This is a genomic window from Kribbella sindirgiensis, from assembly GCF_004331435.1.
Lineage (GTDB): Bacteria > Actinomycetota > Actinomycetes > Propionibacteriales > Kribbellaceae > Kribbella > Kribbella sindirgiensis.
This window is the reverse complement of the sequence record NZ_SJKA01000003.1, coordinates 257,122-274,297: the sequence shown is the minus strand read 5'-3', so window position 1 is coordinate 274,297 and position 17,176 is coordinate 257,122. Positions and strand designations below refer to the sequence as shown.

The window sequence follows — 17,176 nt, the reverse complement described above, 5'->3', positions numbered from 1 at the left end:
CTGTCATCTCCGGGTCAGCGAGGCTCTGCTTCGGCCGGGCAGTGGTAGCTGCGCTCCGGGCGTTCGCCAGTGGTCAGGAACGTCGTGACCGCGTACTTCGCGCACTGATTCCGGCCCGCCGGGTAGACGCCGTGGCCGCCTTGGTCGGCCGTTACCATCGTGGCACGGTTGCCCAGGGCCCCCAGCATCTTCACGGCGCCGGCCAGCGGTGTGGCCGGGTCGCGCAGGTTCTGCACCAGGAGCACGTTCGACGGCCCCCGGTCGGTGATGCGGACCGGCGGCTCGGTCGGCTCCGGCCAGAACGCGCAAGGCTGGATGTTGGCCCCGGCCGCGCCGAACAGCGGATACCGGATCCGGTCGGCGGCGACGTTGCGCTGGTAGGTCTGGACCGAGGTCGGCCAGCGCGAGTCGTTGCAGATCATGGCGTAGCGACCGGAGATCAACTCCTCCGGGTCCTCCGCCGTACCGCCGCCCGGCAGTGGTGGCGGCGCCTGGTTCGCGTCCAGCGCCTTCCAGATGCCGGCCAGCATCGGCAGCTGCGCCGAGCCGTAGAGAAGACCGAAGTTGAGCAGGCGGAACGTCACCGCGTCGAAGGGCCCGTCGGGCGTTGGGACCGGCGACTTGTCCAGCCGCGCGGCCAGCTCGTGGAACTTGGCGGTCACCTGTGCCAGCGTCCGGCCCAGCCCGTACTCGCGGTGGTTGGCGGCGGCGAACTTGGCGAAGTCCGGGAAGCGGTCCTCGACGCCACGCGACCACAGCCGCTCGCTCGGGTAGTCCCAGCCGCCCGGTCCCAGGTTGCTGTCGAGCACGATCCGGTCGCTGCGCTGCGGGAACAGCGTGGTGTACACCGCGCCGAGGTACGTGCCCCAGGACGCGCCGGCGTACGAGATCTTCGACTCGCCCAGCGCGGAACGGATCCGGTCCATGTCACGAGCCGTGTTGGCGGTGCTGACGTGTGGGAGCATCCAGGACGACTCCGAGGCGGCGCACTGTTCGGCCACCTTCTTCATCTCGACGGCCCGTTTGGCCACGTCAGCGGAGTTCCGTGCGTACGGCGGAATGTTGCCGGTGGCCTGCTGCGATGACGTGAGGTTGCACGTGACCGGCGTGCTCTTGCCGATGCCGCGTGGATCGAACCCGATCACGTCGTAGTTGTCCAGGACGCTCTGCGGCAGACCGGCCGTGACGAGAAAGGCCGGGTAGCCCTGACCGGCGCTCGGGCCGCCCGGGTTGGTCAGCAGGACACCGCGTCGTGCCTCCGGCTTCTTGCTTGCCAGCCGGGAGACAGCGATGTCTATGGTCCGGCCGTCAGGTTTGCGGTAGTCCAGCGGGACCTTCAACGTGCCGCACTGCATGCCTTCCGGGATCGGGAACGGGGAGATGTCCGCCGGGCATTTGCCCCAGTCGATGCCGCCTGATGGTTGCGCCTGCGATGCTGCGGCGCCTACCTGCGAGACTCCCGGGAGCAGGGCGGTGGCCAGCGAGGCAACAGCAACGGTCAAGGTCAAGGCTGTGCGTCTCATGTTTCCCAGTTTTCGGGAGCCGACTGGTCGAGCACACCCATCCGCAGACCATTTCGGATGGCCGAAAGTACGAGACCAGAGAGGTGAATCCGGGCGTGAGCGCAGAGCATCGTGAGTTGGAGTTGTTCCTGCATTTGGCGCGGACGCTCAACTACGGGCGCACCAGTCTGGAGTGTCACGTCAGTGCGGCCACGTTGACTCGGACGATTCAGCGGTTGGAGACGCGGGTTGGCGCGCAGTTGCTTGATCGTGGGCCGCGGGGTGTGGTGCTGACGGCGGAGGGGCGACGGTTCTCGGCGTACGCCGAGCAGGCGCTGGGGTTGTGGGCGGAGTATCAGGCTGGATCTGGTGAGCCTGCTGGGCTGAGTGGTGAGCTGCGGATCTTCGCGACTGTTACGGCTTGCCAGACGTTGCTACCGGAGTTGCTGGCGCCGCTGCGGGTTGCGCATCCGCAGATTCGGCTCGACATCCGCACCGGCGACGCGGCCGCCGCCCTCGCCCGCTTGGATGAGGGCGAGGTGGACGCCGCGGTCGCGGGCATCCCCAAGCGCCTCCCACAAACCTTGGTGAGCCGACCAGTCGCCATCACCGACCTAGTGCTGGTGAGAGCCCGCGAGAGCCCGTCCGACAAGCAGTCCGACGCCGGATCCGACGGGCCGTCCACAGCCCCGTCCCACGGGCCGTTTGTTGTGCCGGCGCGGGGGCTGGTTCGGGAAGCTGCGTTTCGGTGGTTTCGGAGGTCTGGCGTGAAGCCGGTGATCGCCGCGGAGCCGGATGGGCATGAGGCGTTGCTTGCTCTGGTGGCGTTGGGGTGTGGGACCGGTGTCGTGCCGCGGCTCGTGCTCGAGTCGTCCGCGGTTCGCGATCAGCTCGTCGAGTTGCCGGCCGACCTGGAACCGCTCACGATCGGGCTTTGCGCGCGCCGCGCCGACCTGCACCGCCCTTTGATCGCGGCGCTCTGGGACCTGCGACCGTAGCGCCCGGGGAGAACTTGGCGGGGATGAGCTGCGGCGGCAGCGGGTCGTCGCCTTCGAGCTGACGCAAGAGGGCCTGCGTGCCCAGCTGACCAAGCTCCGGGCCAGGCGTGCGCATCATGGTGAGTTCGGGATCGGCCATCGCCGCGGTTTCGGGGACCGTCAGCAAGGACAGGACGGAGATGTCGCCAGGGATGTCGTGACCGGTGTGCTTGAGGCCGGCGACGACGCCCAGGGCGGCGTACTCGTTGAGGACCAGGATTGCGGTGGTCTCGGAGTGCTCGGTCAGCACCCGCGCGGCGGCGTCCTTGCCGGCCTGGGTGGTGTCGGAGCAGGGGATGATCCTGAGCGGCAGGTCGTACGACGCGGCGACCCGGCGGTACGCCTCCTCGGTACGGACCCAGGGCCCGTAGTCGTGGAACCGGGGATCGTCCAGATCACCCGAGATCAGCGCCAGCTCGCGATGCCCGAGCTCATACAGGTGCCGGACCGCGTCCTCGACCGTGGTGTCGAAGTCGATGTCCACATGCGACAACCCGTCGAGCTCCGTCGTACGCCCGATCAGCGCGAAGGGCGTCCCGGACTGCCGCAGTACGTCGATCCGCGGGTCGTCCAGCTGTACTTCCATCAGGACGACGCCGTCCACCAGCCCCTGCCCCAGCAGCTCGCGGAGCTCGACGCCGTCGTTGCCGACCGGCCACAGCACCAGGTGATAGTCCTGCTTGCGCGCTGCCTCGGCCGCGCTGGTGAAGAACTCCGACGTCGACATCCCGAACCGGTGCTCGAGCGCCGGGTACGCCATGGCGACGATATGGGTCCGCCTGCTGGCCAGCGCGCGAGCGACCATGTTGCGCCGGTAGCCGAGGTCGAGCATCGCCTGCTCGATCCGCGCCCGGGTGGCCGCGGTCACCGGCTTGGTGTCGTTCAGCAGGAACGAGACGGTCGCGATCGAGACCCCGGCCCGCTGAGCGACGTCTTTCATCGTGACCATCGATCGACCCCCTCTGAACTCTTGACAGCGGTGTGACGTACGGAACATAGTCCTTCAACGCCTCAGTTAAGCGGTTTACCGCACAATTCACAAGCTTCTCGGCAGTCCCCACGTTCCTCGGTTAAACGCTTAGAAGGAGTCCGATGTCATGATCAGCAAGCGGATCGCCGCCGCGCTGGCGGGTGCGACGACGGTGTCGCTCCTGCTGGTCGCCTGCGGTGACAACGGCGGCGACCAGTCGTCCGCGTCCGGCGACAGCGTCAAGAGCCTCACGATCCTGGACTACTACAACAACGACCCGGACAAGTCCCTTGTGCAAAAGGGACTTGACTCCTGCGCGTCCAAGCTCGGCATCACGATCCAGCGGGAGACGGTGCCTGGTGACACCTTGATCCAGAAGGTGCTGCAGCAGGCGTCGTCGAAGACGCTGCCCGACGTGCTGATGCTCGACAACCCCGACGTACAGCAGATCGCCGCGACCGGAGCGCTCGCGCCCTTGAACGACATGGGGCTGAACGCCGACGGAGTCATCCAGGGCATGGTCGACGCGACGTCGTACGAGGGCAAGCTCTACGGACTCGCGCCGGTGACGAACACGATCGCGCTGTTCTACAACAAGGACATGCTCGCCGAGGCCGGCGTGCAGCCGCCGAAGACCTGGGAGGAGCTGAAGGCCGCGGCCAAGAAGCTCACCAAGCCCGGCCGGTACGGGATCGCGTTCAACGCCAACGCGACGTACGAAGGTTCCTGGCAGTTCCTGCCGGCGATGTGGACCAACGGCGGTGACGAGACCGATCTGACCAGCCCGCAGGTCGCGGAAGCCCTGCAGCTGTGGGTGGATCTGGTGCAGTCGGGCTCGGCGTCGAAGAGCGTCATCAACTGGACGCAGGGCGACGCCAAGGACCAGTTCGCGGCCGGCAAGGCCGCGATGATGGTGAACGGCCCGTGGCAGATCCCGGCGCTGGAGAAGACCCCGAACGTCAAGTGGGACGTGGTCACGTTCCCGCTGAACAAGCCGGACCAGACGCCGGTCGCGCCGCTCGGCGGTGAGGCCTGGACGGTCCCGCTGAACAAGGACCAGGCCAAGCAGCAGAAGGCCGCGGACTTCGTGAAGTGCCTGAACTCGGACGAGAACGAGCTGGCCTGGGCGAAGGCCCGGTTCACCCTTCCGACCAAGACCGCGCTGCTCGATCAGTACGCCAAGGAGGTGCCGTCGATGAAGGCGTTCGCCGAGCAGGTGAAGACGGCCCGCGCCCGGACCGGCAAGCTCGGTGACAAGTGGCCGGATGCCGCGAAGGTGATCTACCAGGCGATCCAGCTGGCGCTGACCGGTAAGGCCTCGGCCCAGGATGCCTTCAAGCAGGCCTCCGGCGGCTGACGGCATGGTGACGCTCACACGGACGACGGTGGCCGGCCGCGAGAAGGTTCGCGGCCGGCACCACCGCGGCGAGTCCCTCACCAAGGTGCTGTTCGTGCTGCCGGCCGTGGTGGCGATGGTGGCGCTGTTCGGCTACCCGGTGGTGAAGAACCTGCTGATGAGCCTGCAGGACTACGGGCTGAAGACGTTCTTCACCGGGGCCGCGCCGTGGGTCGGGCTGAAGAACTACAGCACGGTCGTGACGGACAAGCTGTTCTCGGACGCGATGCTGAACACCGCGCTGTTCACGGTCGGGTCGATCGCCTTCCAGTTCGCGATCGGACTCGGGCTCGCACTGTTTTTCCGAAACCGTTTTCCGCTCAGCGGCCTGTTGCGTTCGCTGCTCCTGCTGCCGTGGCTGCTGCCGTTGATCGTGTCGAGTGCGACCTGGCGGTCGATCCTCGAGCAGGACAGCGGCATCCTGAACCGCACGCTGCTCAAGCTGCACCTGATCGGCGATCCGGTGCCGTGGCTGAACTCGCCGTCGGTCGCGCTGATCGCGGTGATCGGCGTGAACATCTGGATCGGCATCCCGTTCAACGTGACCCTGCTGTACTCCGGTCTCGCGGAGATCCCCGACGAGCTCTACGAGGCCGGCCAGCTGGACGGCGCGACCGGGTGGCGAGCGTTCTGGTACATCACCTGGCCGAACCTGCGGGCGGTCGCGAGCGTGCTGCTGATGCTCGGCGTCGTCTACACGATCAAGGTCCTGGACATCATCCTCGGCCTCACCGGCGGTGGACCGGCCAATGCCACCCAGACGCTGGCGACCCAGTCGTACGAGAAGTCCTTCGTCGACTTCCGGTTCGGCCAGGGCGCGGCGCTGTCCAACATCCTGATCGCGATCTCGTTCGTGTTCGCGATCTTCTACCTGCGCGGCACCCGCCGTGCCGTCGACGAGTAGGGGGAAGGCATGATGCGACGTACGGCGTACACCGTGATCGGCGTGCTGATCCTGTGCGTGATGCTGTTCCCCGTCTACTGGATGCTGAACGCCTCGCTGCAGCCGTCCGGAAACACCCTGACGGCGGGTTTCCTGCCCTTGAATCCGACGTTTTCCGGCTACAAACGCGCGCTCGACGAGCAGGGCGGAAATCTCGTCACCAGCATGATCATCGCGGCCGGGACGGTGGTGCTGAGCCTGGCGATCGCGACCCCGTGCGCGTACGCGTTGTCGCAGTTCCGGTCCCGCTGGGTGTCGGTCGGGCTGCTGGCGATCCTGATCTCGCAGATGATTCCGGGGATCGTGATCGCGAACGCGCTCTACACGGCGTACGAGCGGATCGGGCTGCTGAACTCGATCCCGGGGCTGATCGTCGCCAACTGCAGCAGCGGGATCCCGTTCGCGATCCTGATCCTGCGGTCGTTCATGCTCTCGCTGCCGCCGTCGCTGGTGGAGGCGGCGCGGGTGGACGGCGCGGGGCTGTTCCGGGCGTTCGTCGCGATCGTACTGCCGATCAGCAAGAACTCGCTGATCACCGCCGGACTGTTCAGTTTCCTGTTTTCCTGGAGCGATTTCCTGTTCGCACTGACGCTGACCACGAAGGGCGGCGTCCGGCCGGTGACGTTGGGGATCTACCAGTACCTCGGCACGCAGGTGCAGAACTGGAACGCGGTGATGGCCACCGCGGTCCTCTCGGCCGTCCCGGCCATCGTGCTGCTGATCGCCGCACAGAAGTACATCGCCGCCGGTGCCATCGGCGGAGCCGTCAAATAACCCTTAAGGACAAGAACAATGAACGTACTCGTCTGGGGCGAGAACCGGCACGAGCAGGTGGAACCGCATGTCCGGGAGATCTATCCCGACGGCATGCACGAGACCATCGCCGCCGGGATCCGCGAGAACCTCGAGGCGACGGTCACCACGACCACCCTCGACGAGCCCGAGCACGGCCTCACCGAGGAGGTGCTGGCGGACACCGACGTACTGGTCTGGTGGGGCCACGCCGCGCACGGTGAGGTCGAGGACAAGGTCGTCGACCGCGTGTACCAGCACGTGCTGGCCGGGATGGGCCTGGTCGTGCTGCACTCCGGTCACTGGTCGAAGATCTTCGGCAAGCTGATGGGGACGACGTGCACCCTGCGCTGGCGCAGCGAGCGGGACCGCGAACTGGTCTGGACGGTCGCCCCGACGCACCCGATCGCGCAGGGCGTCCCGCACCCGATCGTGATCGAGCAGCAGGAGATGTACGGCGAGTACTTCGACATCCCGGTCCCGGACGAACTGGTCTTCGTGTCGTCGTTCTCCGGCGGCGAGGTGTTCCGCTCGGGCTGCACGTTCCGCCGCGGGCACGGGAAGATCTTCTACTTCTCGCCAGGGGACCAGGACTACCCGGTCTATCACCACAAGGACGTGCGTAAGGTGATTGCGAACGGCGTCGCCTGGGCGCGTTCCGACCGGCCCGAGCGCGCGGTGCCGACGCTGCTGCGCTACGAGACCGGCGACTTCTTCAACGGACATGGGTACACCGGACCCATCGAGGAGCCTGCCGATGCCTGAACCCTTGCGCCTGCTGCAGGTCGGCGCCGGCGGGATGGGGCGCGCGTGGCTGCGCACCATCGCGGCCAACCCGGACGTGCGGCTGGTGGGTCTGGTCGATCTCGACCTGGAGACGGCCCGGACCGCCGCCGACGAACACGGCTTCACCGACCTGCCGGTGGCGGCCTCGATCGGGGAACTTGCTGCCGAGTTCGACGCAGTCATCGACGTGACTGTGCCGGTAGCCCATCCGAAGGTCAGCGTGGAAGCGTTGCTGAGTGGCGCCCCGGTGTTGTGCGAGAAGCCGCTCGCCGAGACGGTCCGCGAGTGCCTGCAGATGGTGGCGGCTTCGGAGGTCAGCGGGAAGTTGCTGATGGTCTCGCAGTCGCGTCGCTACTTCCGCGCGGTGAACGCCTTCCAGCGACAGCTCGCCGAGCTCGGCCCGATCGGGACGCTGTCGTGCGAGTTCTACAAGGCCCCGCACTTCAGCGGGTTCCGGGAGCGGATGGCCGAGCCGCTGCTGGTCGACATGGCGATCCACCAGTTCGATTTGTCCCGCAAGCTGCTTGGGTCGGAGCCCGTGTCGGTGTACTGCGACTCGTACAACCCGCCCTGGAGCTGGTTCGACGGCAACGCGGCCGCGTCCGCGATCTTCACGTACGCCGACGGCAGCCGCTTCACCTTCACCGGGAGCTGGTGCGCACCGGGTCTGGAGACGTCGTGGAACGGCCGCTGGCGGGCGAGCACTTCGGGCGGTACGGCGACGTGGGACGGCGACAACGCCCCGATCGCCGCGCTGGCCTCCGGTGAGGCACTCCCCGCGGTGATGGCCGACGAGCCGGAGGAGATCGCCGGTTCGCTGGTCGAGTTCGTCGACGCGGTCCGTACGTCGGCAACGCCGCAGTCCGAGGTCCACTCCAATGTCGTCAGCCTCGCGATGGTCGAGGCCGCCGTACGATCCGCCGGCTCCGGTGCTCCCGTCCGGATCGCCGACGTCATCACCGACGCCTACACCGCAGCACTGGCAACCACCCAGGACCCGGCCCTCCAAGCCGCCCTCAAGGCCTGGCCCAACCCCCTGAAAGCCGTCGGCCTGGAAGCCTGATATTTCAGTTCCTGCAACGGGGCGGTGCGGACATTGCGCTTGCTGCAATGACCGTGCCGCCCGTTGACTGGTGGCATGAAGAGTTCGGTGTTTCGGGTTGAGCGGATGGATGTTCCGGGCGGGTCCGAGGACATCGTGCGCGGCGGGCGGGATCTGTTCGGTCTGCTGCCCGCGGCGTTGCACGGTGTGGAGCGGATCGGCGTCCTGGGTTGGGGCCCACAGGGGCGGGCGCAGGCGCTGAACCTGCGCGACTCGCTCGACGGCGCCGGGATCACCGTGTCGGTGGGGTTGCGGCCGGGGTCCCGATCCGTCGATGACGCCCGTGCGCAAGGGTTCAGCGAGGACGACGGGACGCTGGGGGACTTGCTCGAGGTCGCCGCGGCCGCGGACCTGGTGCTCCTGCTGATCGCGGACGCGGCGCTGGCGGCGCAGCACGAGGAGATCTTCGCGGTCCTGAAGCCGGGCGCCACCATTGGTCTGTCCCACGGTTTCCTGCTGGGTCACCTGACCTCGATCGGCAGCGCCTTCCCCGCCGGGCATCCGGTGATCGCGGTGTGCCCGAAGGGTATGGGGGACTCGGTACGGCGGCTGTACCAGCAGGGCGCGACCGTAAACGGCGCCGGGATCAACGCGAGCATCGCCGTGCACGCGGATCCGGACGGGCACGCGTGGGACCGGGCGCTCGCGTGGTCGATCGGGCTCGGGTCGCCGTACACGTTCGCGACCACGTTGCGGTCCGAGTACCTGTCCGACATCGCGGGTGAGCGGGCGATCCTGCTCGGCGCGGTGCACGGTCTGGTGGAGGCGCTGTACCGGCATTTCCGGATCGAGGGCGCGGACCCGGTGACGGCGTACGAGCGGTCCACCGAGACGATCACCGGGCCGATCGCGCGGACCATCTCGAACCACGGTCTCGCGGCGGTGCGGGCGGCGAGCGGGGACGAGGACCTGTTCGACCGGGCGTACTCCGCGGCGTACGGCCCGGCCCGTGACCTGGTCGCCGAGGTGTACGACGAGGTTGCCGACGGCACCGAACTGCGCAGCGTGATCCTGGCCGAACGCCGGCTCGCGACCCGTCCGATGACCGAGATCGGCGGCAGCCCGATGTGGTCGCACAGCGCCGCGGTCCACGCCCGCCGCGATACCGCGCCGGCCGGCATCGATCCACTGACCGCGGGGCTGTTCGTGGCGACGATGACGGCGCAGGTGGACGAGTTCGCGGCCCGCGGGCACGCGTGGTCCGAGATCGTCAACGAGTCGGTCATCGAAGCCGTCGACTCGCTGCTTCCGTACATGCACGCCCGCGACGTCGCCTACATGGTCGACAACTGCTCCCGCACCGCCCGCCTCGGCACCCGCCGCTGGGGCCCGCGCTTCCAAGCGGCGTACGAACAGATCGCCCTCCCGAACCTCGACCGCCCCGCGGATCCTGAACTGGTGAAGGGGTTCCTGGAGAACCCCGCCCACGAAGCGCTTACAGCAGCGGCCCGGCTCCGCCCTTCGGTGGACATCTCGGTCGGCTGATGCCGTCCGGCGTCAGGTCTTGAGCCAGCGCTGGACGGTGAAAGTGAGACCGCGCTGATCGGGATCGTCGGAGTCCTTGCGCACCTTGGCGAGCGTGAGCAGCGCGACGTGGCCTCGTGTGGTCACGACGCAGAAGCGTTTGCCGGCCACCAGCGCGGTGGCCGGCACCTTCCCGGCGGCGTGCGAACTCGCATCGCGACGACAGTGCTGCGGCGTCTTGGTGGCAGCGGTCGTGGTCCCCAGAAAGGCGTCGTACCCGGCGAACAGCCCGTCGCCGTACGACCAGAAGAGGTCCGCGTCGCTGCTGTCCAGGCCGCCGGGGACGAAGTTGCCGACCACCATCCGGTTCGGGTCGAGGTCGGCGCCGAGTCCTTGCTCAGCGATCGGGTTGGGTAGGTCGATGCGAGCGGCCGGTAAGGCTTGGTACTCCGGCAGCGGCTTCAGGTTCGGTCCGACCGGCGACTCGGCGTCCACGACGATGATGGTCGACTCGACCCCGGGTGCCGCCTCGATGACCGTCTCGGCCGTACTGATCCGGGCTTGGAACGTCCCGTTCAGGAAGACCCGATAGGCCCGGTCGCAGCGGATCTCGTAGCGATCCACCAGCTTCCGGCCATCCTTGCGATAGCTGACCGCCAGCCGGTGAACTGCTGGGCTGGACGGCTTGTCGTCGTTCTTGGCGACCTCGAGGTCGACGGTCCCCAGCGGTGTCGTCCACGAGGCTGCCAACGACACGCTGACCTCGCCCTCGGAGTTCAGTGTGATGTGCAGCGGGATGAACACCGGTGTGAAGCCGACCGCCGCTTTGACCGGCTTCTGCTTGGCATCACAGGATCCTTGCCCTGCGGTGGAAGCGGAGTCCGTGGAGGAGCAGCCCGCCAGAGCGGCAAAGACCACCAGGAGGGCGGCGGCGATCTTCATCCGCATGTCGGCTACCTCTCGTCCGCGAACGTTCACAGTGAGTGTTCCATGTGGGACGGTCACTGGTCGGGGTCTGCAGCTCGACAGGAGCTGTCGGCCGATCGGGTGGTTGGTGGGTGGCGGCTGAGCGGGGCGAGGGCGGGTAGTAGACATATACGTACTGTCGAGTTGCCGGACATGCGCGTCCGCTCCGTCTAATCTGTGCGCCATGACATCTCCTGCGACGCGGATGCGGCTGGTTCCGATGCGGCCGCGGGATCCGCATGAGCCTGGCCGGACCGCGTCGTCGCTGGAGTTGTTCTTCGATCTGGTGTTCGTGGTCGCGGTGAGTGTCGCCGCCGCCCAGCTGCATCACGCGTTGTCCGAGAAGCACATCGCCGATGGCCTGATGTCCTACGGGATGGTGTTCTTCGCGATCTGGTGGGCGTGGATGAACTTCACCTGGTTCGCGACGTCCTTCGCGACCGACGACTGGCTGTACCGGGTGCTCACGATCGTGCAGATGAGCGGCGTCCTGGTGCTCGCCGCCGGGATCGAGGCGGTGTACGCCGACCGCGACTTCACCGTCGTCGTGTTCGGGTACGTCGTGATGCGGTTCGCGATGATCGCCCAATGGCTGCGGGCGTCCCACACGGCCGGGGAGAGCCGGCAGGCGACCCTGCGGTATGCCGGCGGGATCGCGATCGTGCAGGTCTTGTGGCTGACCACGCTGGTGATGCCCGAGAAGCTGGTCGTCGTCGCCTGGTTCGTGTTCGTGCTCGCCGAGCTGGCGGTACCGGTGGTGGCGGAGCGGCGCTGGACGACGCCCTGGCACCCGCACCACATCACCGAGCGGTACGGCCTGTTCACGCTGATCCTGCTCGGCGAGAGCCTGCTCGCGTCGGCGAACGCGATCTTCGAGGCCGTCCACGAACACGAGGACCTCGGCAAGCTGATCGCGCTCTCGGTGCTCACGCTGGTGGTCACCGCCGCGCTCTGGTGGATCTACTTCTGGCCGCCGCACCACACGGCGATCACGTCCTTCGCGCGCTCGATCCGCTACGGGTACGTGCACTACTTCGTGTTCGCCGCGGCCGGTGCGTTCTCGGCCGGGATCGAGGTGCAGATCGACAGCATCACCCACCACACGAAGCTGAGTGAGCTCGCGGCGTCCTACACCGTGACGATCCCGATCGCGATCTTCGTCCTCGGCATCTGGTGGATCGCCCTGCGCGACAACGCCGACCGCGTGGTCAACCTCGTCGTACCCGTGGGCGCGGTGCTCGTGCTGCTGGATCCGCTCATCCCGGTGCCGTTCGCCCTGACGGCGCTCTTCATGGCGCTGATCGTGGTGACGCTGGTCTTGCGGCCACCGGTGGAGCGGTCAGCCTAGTTCGGCGAGGGCGGTCGCTACGCGGCCGTGCGCGGCTTCGAGCGCGGCCCGGGCGGCCGGGATCGGCGTACCGGTCAGGAGATGGACGAGGGCGGGCTTGAGTTCGCCGTCGGCCTCGGCCAGAGCGGCCTCGCAGGCGGCCTCTTCGGCGCCGGTGGCCTCGGCGAGGATGCGGAGCATCCGGCCGCGGAGCTTCTTGTTGGTGGCGACCAGGTCGACCATCAGGTTGGACCAGGTGCGGCCGAGCTTGATCATCAGCGTCGTCGAGAACGCGTTGAGGATCATCTTCTGCGCGGTGCCGGCCTTCAGCCGGGTCGAGCCGGCGATCACCTCGGGCCCGGTGTCCGCGGCAACCACGACATCGGCCAGCGGCGCCAACGGGGCGTCCGGGTTGGACGTGACCAGCACGGTGGTCGCCCCGGCCGCGCGGGCGGCTTTCAGGGCGCCGGCGACGTACGGCGTGCTCCCGGAAGCAGCGAGGCCGACGACGAGGTCCTGACCGGTGACGGCGGCCGCGTCCCGGGCGCCGCCTTCCTCGGAGTCCTCGACGTTCTCGACCGCGCGGAGCAGCGCCTCGGTGCCGCCGGCGTGGTGGGCGACCACCAGTCCGTCCGGGACGTGGAACGTGGGGAGGAGTTCGGCCGCGTCCAGGGTCGCGAGGCGTCCCGACGTACCGGCGCCGAAGTAGTGCACCCGGCCGCCGCCACGGACCGCCTCGACGGCAGCGTCCACCGCCTTGGTCAGCTCCGGGATCACCGCGCTGACCGCCCCGGCGACCAGGGCGTCCTCGTTGTTCAGCAGTTGGAGGATTTCGGACGTGCCCACCGCATCGATGGCCAGCGTCCTCGGGTTGCGCTGCTCGGTCGGTGAGGTCACGGGATCGATGTTAGTTTTCTACTGAAGGATTTTCAATTCCGTTGAATCTTGACAGGCTGCTACTCCGACCCCTTCAGCCGGTGCCCGCGGACCGCCGAGGCGGTTTCCTCCAGCGCTTTCCGCGCGTCCGGCAGTACCTGCTGCGCGACCCCGATGAACAGGCAGTCGATCACGGTCAACTGCGCGATCCGGCTGGCCATCGCACCCGAGCGGTACGTCGTCTCGCGGGCGGCCGTGGTGAGGACCAGATCCGCGGTCCGGGCCAGCGGGGAGCGCGGGAAGTTCGTCACCGCGACCGTGGTGGCGCCGTGCTTGGCCGCCTCCTCGAGTGCCTCGACGACCTCGACCGTGGTGCCGGTGTGCGAGATGCCGATCGCGACATCGCCCTCGCCGAGCAGCGCGGCACTCGTCAGCGCGATGTGCACGTCCGACCAGGCGAACGCGACCCGGCGGATCCGGTGCAGCTTCTGCTGCAGGTCGAGGGCCACGAACGCGCTCGCGGCGAAACCGTAGAGGTCGACCCGGGGAGCGTTCACGACCGCGTCGACGACCTTGGCCAGGGTGTCCACGTCGACCTGCTGCGCGGTCTCGCGGACCGCACGCTCGTCGGCGAACGCGACCTTGCTGACCACGTCGGCCAGTGAGTCGCCCGGCTCGATGTCCCCGCCGACCTCCGGCCGGATACTCTCCTGCGCCGACTGGGCCGCCAGTTGCAGCCGGAGCTGCGGGTAGCCGGGGACGCCGATCTGCTTGCAGAACCGGATGACCGTGGTCTCCGAGGTGGACGCCACCTCGGCCAGTTCGGAGATCGTCATCGCCGCCACTCCGCCCGGATCCGCGAGGACCGCGTTCGCCACCCGCTGCTCGGCCGGCGCCAGCGCGGGCATCACCGCGCGGACCCGGACCAGCAGCGGCCCCGTGGGTTCTGGAGAGGTTGTCGAATTCATAACAGCACGGTACGGCGACGAACCACGAGATGGGGTCACCGACGCGAAAGTCTCCAACCTGTTGCGGTAAATGATTCAGGCGTTCGTTCACCGTCGAGAAGAAGACCAGCCTCGCTCGTGATCTTCACACCGTCGACGTACACGCCGCGGCCCTGGTACAGCGGGTCGGAGGTGTAGCGCCAGCGAACGGTCTGCTCGCCGCTGCTCAGCTCAGCGGTCACCTGGTGCCAGTGCCGGTCGCCGGAACCGCTGATCGAGCCGTCGGTGTCGACCACCGAGCCCCGGTCGCGCACCGAGAACGGAACCTTCGTCCAGGTCGTTCCGTCCGCGGACGTCTCCAGATACAGCAGATCGGAGACCTCGGTGTCGACGAACAGGTCGAACGCGAGCTTCGCGCCCCCGGCCGGTACGGCGACCTTCGCGTCGAGCGTGCTGGTCGCGTTGTCCGTCGTACCGGAGAACCAGGCGTCCTTGCCGTGCCGCGGGCCGACGCCGAGGGCGAGCGCGAGGCCCTGCGCGACCGCGCGTCGGGCCGGGTTGTTGCTGCCCCAGTTGCGACTCGGGTGCACGCGGTTGCTGAGCAGGATCGCGAACGAGCGGGAGTCGAAGTCGATCACGATCGACGTCCCGGTGTAGCCGGTGTGGCCGGCCGCGCGCGGTCCGGACAGGCCGCCCATGTACCAGCGCTGGTTCAGCTCGAAGCCGAGGCCGTGGTCGTTGCCGGGGAAGCCCTGGTTGAAGTTCGTGATCATCGCGGTCACCGAGGATTCCTTGAGGATCCGGGCGCCGCGGTAGCTCCCGCCGTTCAGGAACGTCTGCGCGAGCACGGCCATGTCGTCGGCCGTGCTGAAGACGCCCGCGTGGCCGGCGACACCGCCGAGAGACCAGGCGTTCTCGTCGTGCACTTCGCCCCAGACCATGCCGCGCGGCGGTGAGGCCTGGTACTCCGTGGCCGCGATCCGCTGCTTCTTCTTCGGGTCCGGGTTGTAGCCGGTGTCGCGCATCTGCAGCGGCTTCGTGATCCCGTCGGCGACCAGCTTGTCCAGCGTTTTCCCGGTCACCCGATGGGCGAGCTCACCGAGCGCGATCAGGTTCAGATCGCTGTAGAGATAGGTGCTTCCCGGCGGGTTGATGAGCTTGGCCGTCAGCGCCATGTGCAGACGGGACGCCGGGTCGGGCTGGGCGCTCCACAGCGGGAGCCAGGACGGAAATCCACTCGTGTGCGTGAGTGCTTGCCGGACCGTGACGTTTTCCTTGCCGTTTTCCGCGAACTCCGGGATGTAGGTCGCGATCGGCGCGTCCAGGTCGACCTTGCCCTTCTCGACCAGTTGCAGCACGACGATCGACGTGAACAGCTTCGACACCGAGGCCATGTCGAAGATCGTGTCGGTGCGCATCGGAATCTGCTGGTCCGGCGGCAGCTCGGTGCCCTGCCCGTCGGCGTACTTCAGCGCCAGGCCGGTGGCCGTCCGGGTGACGATCTTTCCGTCGTGGCCGAGCAGCGTGACAGCGCCGGCGAACAACGGTTTCGTCGTACCGCTCGGCTGGGTCCAGCCGGCGACCTGGGCCAGCGCGGCGTCGATCGGCGCGGGGTCCAGGCCGGCCTTCGCCGCGGTCGCGTCGCGCAGCAGCGTGGTCTTCGGCGCGTAGCCGTCGTACGGCCGGTCGAACCGGCCGGAGTTGTTGCTGCCAGCAACGGCAGGGGAGGCCATCGTGAGTATCACCGCCGAAGCTATCGTGAGCGCGCCGAGCCGTCTCATCGGTGCGCGCCCTTGTACAGAAGATATTTCGCCCGCCGGGCAGTCCAGGCGTCGGTCTCGGACTTCCAGGCTGCCACGATCTGCTCGGCGGTCGCATCCGCCAAAAGCATGGTCCGGAACCGATCGGACCCGGTGAGCAGGTCGATCCACCGGCCGGGTGGGGTCTCCGCCCGCCAGGTGAACTCGGGGTAGAGCTTACGGGCCTCGACGATCATGTGCGTCGCCGCGGTGATCGCCTCGACCCGGTGCGGGTCGGTGATCTGCACCTGGACGCCGCCGCACAGCACGTTCGCGTTCTTGCTGATGGTGGGCGTGAAGTACGCCTCGCGGAACGCGACGCCCGGAATGTTCTTGGTCTGCAGGGCCTGCGCCCACTTGTAGTCGACGTACGGCGCGCCGATCAGCTCGAACGGCCGCGTCGTACCGCGGCCCTCGGACATGTTGGTGGCCTCGAACAGGCACAGGCCCGGGTACAGCAGGGCGGTGTCCGGGGTGGGCATGTTCGGGCTCGGCATCACCCACGTGAGACCGGTGTCGTCGTACAGCTGGTCGCGCTTCCAGTTCTTGGCCTCGATGACCTTGAGTTCCTTGAGCCGGCCGCCGTTCGGCTCCAGCGGCAGGTACTCGGCGTTGAACATCCGGGCCAGCTCGCCGACGGTCATCCCGTGCTGCTGGATGATCTCCTTCTTCCCGACCCCTGAGGTGTAGCCGGGTTTCAGCATCGGGCCGCGAGCGTACCCGCCGACTGGGTTCGGGCGGTCCAGTACGACGAACCGCGCGCCGGTCCGGACCGCGGCGAGCATCGCCTCGAACATCGTCCAGATGTAGGTGTAGAACCGGGCGCCGACGTCCTGGATGTCGAAGACAACGGTTTCCACGCCGGACTGGGTGTAGAGCTTCACCAGCTTGTCCGCGTTCGCGCCGTACGCGTCGTACACCATGATCCCGGTCCGCGGATCGACGTGGTCGCCCTCCGAACCGCCGGCCTGCGCGCTGCCGCGGAAACCGTGTTCTGGACCGAACACCGCGACGATGTTCACCTTGCCGGACGCGTGCATCGTGTCCACGAGGTGTGTGAAGTCCGGCAGGATCCCGGTCGGGTTGCTGATCACGCCGACCTTCTGGCCGGACAGCGCGCGCCAGTCGTCCTTCGCGAGCACCTCGGCGCCGGTCATCACCTTGCGGCTGGACACGGCCTGCGCGGCGTGGGCGGTGGGTGCGTCGATGAGCGGGGCGGCGGCGACTGCACCGGCGCCGGCGAGCAAACTGCGTCGCTTCATGAGGTCT

At 67.9% G+C, this 17,176-nt stretch carries 15 protein-coding genes; 8 read left to right on the top strand and 7 right to left on the bottom strand.

Translation table 11 applies throughout. The features are described 5' to 3' along the window. Positions 1 to 14: 14 nt before the first annotated feature. Entirely contained in the window at positions 15 to 1,523 is a 1,509-nt protein-coding gene (locus tag E0H50_RS09720) for an alpha/beta hydrolase (RefSeq protein ID WP_131286300.1), read from the bottom strand. 95 nt (positions 1,524 to 1,618) lie between these two features. On the opposite strand from E0H50_RS09720, the gene ilvY reads away from it, so the two are divergent. Continuing rightward, the gene (gene ilvY / locus E0H50_RS09715) at positions 1,619 to 2,500 is read left to right on the top strand and encodes an HTH-type transcriptional activator IlvY (RefSeq protein WP_131286299.1); all 882 of its coding nucleotides are present in this window, start codon (positions 1,619 to 1,621) and stop codon (positions 2,498 to 2,500) included. Here ilvY and E0H50_RS09710 read toward each other — a convergent pair. Next, positions 2,424 to 3,488, bottom strand: coding sequence for a LacI family DNA-binding transcriptional regulator (locus E0H50_RS09710; RefSeq protein ID WP_131286298.1), 1,065 nt, complete (start codon positions 3,486 to 3,488; stop codon positions 2,424 to 2,426). The genes ilvY and E0H50_RS09710 overlap by 77 nt on opposite strands. A gap of 148 nt (positions 3,489 to 3,636) precedes the next feature. Between E0H50_RS09710 and E0H50_RS09705 the strand changes: the two genes are divergently transcribed. The 6 genes from E0H50_RS09705 to E0H50_RS09680 all read left to right on the top strand — a co-directional run bounded on the left by E0H50_RS09705 (position 3,637) and on the right by E0H50_RS09680 (position 10,013). Continuing rightward, positions 3,637 to 4,866 (top strand): sugar ABC transporter substrate-binding protein, encoded by a 1,230-nt coding sequence (locus tag E0H50_RS09705; protein WP_131286297.1) that lies wholly within the window; start codon positions 3,637 to 3,639, stop codon positions 4,864 to 4,866. A gap of 4 nt (positions 4,867 to 4,870) precedes the next feature. Then, complete coding sequence (locus E0H50_RS09700) at positions 4,871 to 5,809, top strand: carbohydrate ABC transporter permease (RefSeq protein ID WP_131495794.1); 939 nt, start codon at positions 4,871 to 4,873, stop codon at positions 5,807 to 5,809. A gap of 9 nt (positions 5,810 to 5,818) precedes the next feature. After that, positions 5,819 to 6,622, top strand: a complete 804-nt coding sequence (locus E0H50_RS09695) for a carbohydrate ABC transporter permease (protein ID WP_131286295.1) — start codon at positions 5,819 to 5,821, stop codon at positions 6,620 to 6,622. A gap of 18 nt (positions 6,623 to 6,640) precedes the next feature. Next, on the top strand, positions 6,641 to 7,405 hold the full coding sequence (locus tag E0H50_RS09690) for a ThuA domain-containing protein (protein WP_131286294.1): 765 nt from the start codon (positions 6,641 to 6,643) through the stop codon (positions 7,403 to 7,405). Then, positions 7,398 to 8,489, top strand: coding sequence for a Gfo/Idh/MocA family protein (locus E0H50_RS09685; RefSeq protein ID WP_131286293.1), 1,092 nt, complete (start codon positions 7,398 to 7,400; stop codon positions 8,487 to 8,489). Before E0H50_RS09690 ends, E0H50_RS09685 begins: the two co-directional genes overlap by 8 nt. Positions 8,490 to 8,564: 75 nt before the next feature. After that, complete coding sequence (locus E0H50_RS09680; RefSeq protein WP_131286292.1) at positions 8,565 to 10,013, top strand: ketol-acid reductoisomerase; 1,449 nt, start codon at positions 8,565 to 8,567, stop codon at positions 10,011 to 10,013. Between the two features lie 12 nt (positions 10,014 to 10,025). Here E0H50_RS09680 and E0H50_RS09675 read toward each other — a convergent pair whose 3' ends face one another. Continuing rightward, the gene (locus E0H50_RS09675; RefSeq protein WP_131286291.1) at positions 10,026 to 10,940 is read right to left on the bottom strand and encodes a hypothetical protein; all 915 of its coding nucleotides are present in this window, start codon (positions 10,938 to 10,940) and stop codon (positions 10,026 to 10,028) included. Between the two features lie 202 nt (positions 10,941 to 11,142). On the opposite strand from E0H50_RS09675, the gene E0H50_RS09670 reads away from it, so the two are divergent. Continuing rightward, positions 11,143 to 12,306 (top strand): low temperature requirement protein A, encoded by a 1,164-nt coding sequence (locus tag E0H50_RS09670; protein WP_202868080.1) that lies wholly within the window; start codon positions 11,143 to 11,145, stop codon positions 12,304 to 12,306. On the opposite strand, the gene murQ is transcribed toward E0H50_RS09670, so the two are convergent. From murQ to E0H50_RS09650, 4 genes are read right to left on the bottom strand one after another with little or no spacing between them, the layout of a single operon-like run. Further along, positions 12,298 to 13,182, bottom strand: coding sequence for an N-acetylmuramic acid 6-phosphate etherase (murQ, locus tag E0H50_RS09665; RefSeq protein WP_131286290.1), 885 nt, complete (start codon positions 13,180 to 13,182; stop codon positions 12,298 to 12,300). The genes E0H50_RS09670 and murQ overlap by 9 nt on opposite strands. 59 nt (positions 13,183 to 13,241) lie before the next feature. Further along, positions 13,242 to 14,129, bottom strand: a complete 888-nt coding sequence (locus tag E0H50_RS09660) for a MurR/RpiR family transcriptional regulator (protein ID WP_131286289.1) — start codon at positions 14,127 to 14,129, stop codon at positions 13,242 to 13,244. A 35-nt stretch (positions 14,130 to 14,164) separates the two neighbouring features. Beyond that, a complete protein-coding gene (locus E0H50_RS09655; RefSeq protein ID WP_238150869.1) occupies positions 14,165 to 15,841 on the bottom strand; it encodes a serine hydrolase domain-containing protein in 1,677 nt (558 codons plus the stop codon). A gap of 44 nt (positions 15,842 to 15,885) precedes the next feature. Further along, complete coding sequence (locus E0H50_RS09650) at positions 15,886 to 17,169, bottom strand: exo-beta-N-acetylmuramidase NamZ family protein (protein ID WP_131286287.1); 1,284 nt, start codon at positions 17,167 to 17,169, stop codon at positions 15,886 to 15,888. Positions 17,170 to 17,176: the final 7 nt, after the last annotated feature.

Bases quoted from the DNA above. Each gene is read 5' to 3' on its own strand.
- E0H50_RS09655 (WP_238150869.1), bottom strand. From the start codon at position 15,841: ATGGCCTCCCCTGCCGTTGCTGGCAGCAACAACTCCGGCCGGTTCGAC.
- E0H50_RS09650 (WP_131286287.1), bottom strand. From the start codon at position 17,169: ATGAAGCGACGCAGTTTGCTCGCCGGCGCCGGTGCAGTCGCCGCCGCC.
- E0H50_RS09670 (WP_202868080.1), top strand. From the start codon at position 11,143: ATGACATCTCCTGCGACGCGGATGCGGCTGGTTCCGATGCGGCCGCGG.
- E0H50_RS09700 (WP_131495794.1), top strand. From the start codon at position 4,871: ATGGTGACGCTCACACGGACGACGGTGGCCGGCCGCGAGAAGGTTCGC.
- E0H50_RS09710 (WP_131286298.1), bottom strand. From the start codon at position 3,488: ATGGTCACGATGAAAGACGTCGCTCAGCGGGCCGGGGTCTCGATCGCG.
- E0H50_RS09690 (WP_131286294.1), top strand. From the start codon at position 6,641: ATGAACGTACTCGTCTGGGGCGAGAACCGGCACGAGCAGGTGGAACCG.
- E0H50_RS09660 (WP_131286289.1), bottom strand. From the start codon at position 14,129: ATGAATTCGACAACCTCTCCAGAACCCACGGGGCCGCTGCTGGTCCGG.
- E0H50_RS09705 (WP_131286297.1), top strand. From the start codon at position 3,637: ATGATCAGCAAGCGGATCGCCGCCGCGCTGGCGGGTGCGACGACGGTG.
- E0H50_RS09680 (WP_131286292.1), top strand. From the start codon at position 8,565: ATGAAGAGTTCGGTGTTTCGGGTTGAGCGGATGGATGTTCCGGGCGGG.
- E0H50_RS09695 (WP_131286295.1), top strand. From the start codon at position 5,819: ATGATGCGACGTACGGCGTACACCGTGATCGGCGTGCTGATCCTGTGC.
- E0H50_RS09675 (WP_131286291.1), bottom strand. From the start codon at position 10,940: ATGCGGATGAAGATCGCCGCCGCCCTCCTGGTGGTCTTTGCCGCTCTG.
- E0H50_RS09685 (WP_131286293.1), top strand. From the start codon at position 7,398: ATGCCTGAACCCTTGCGCCTGCTGCAGGTCGGCGCCGGCGGGATGGGG.
- E0H50_RS09720 (WP_131286300.1), bottom strand. From the start codon at position 1,523: ATGAGACGCACAGCCTTGACCTTGACCGTTGCTGTTGCCTCGCTGGCC.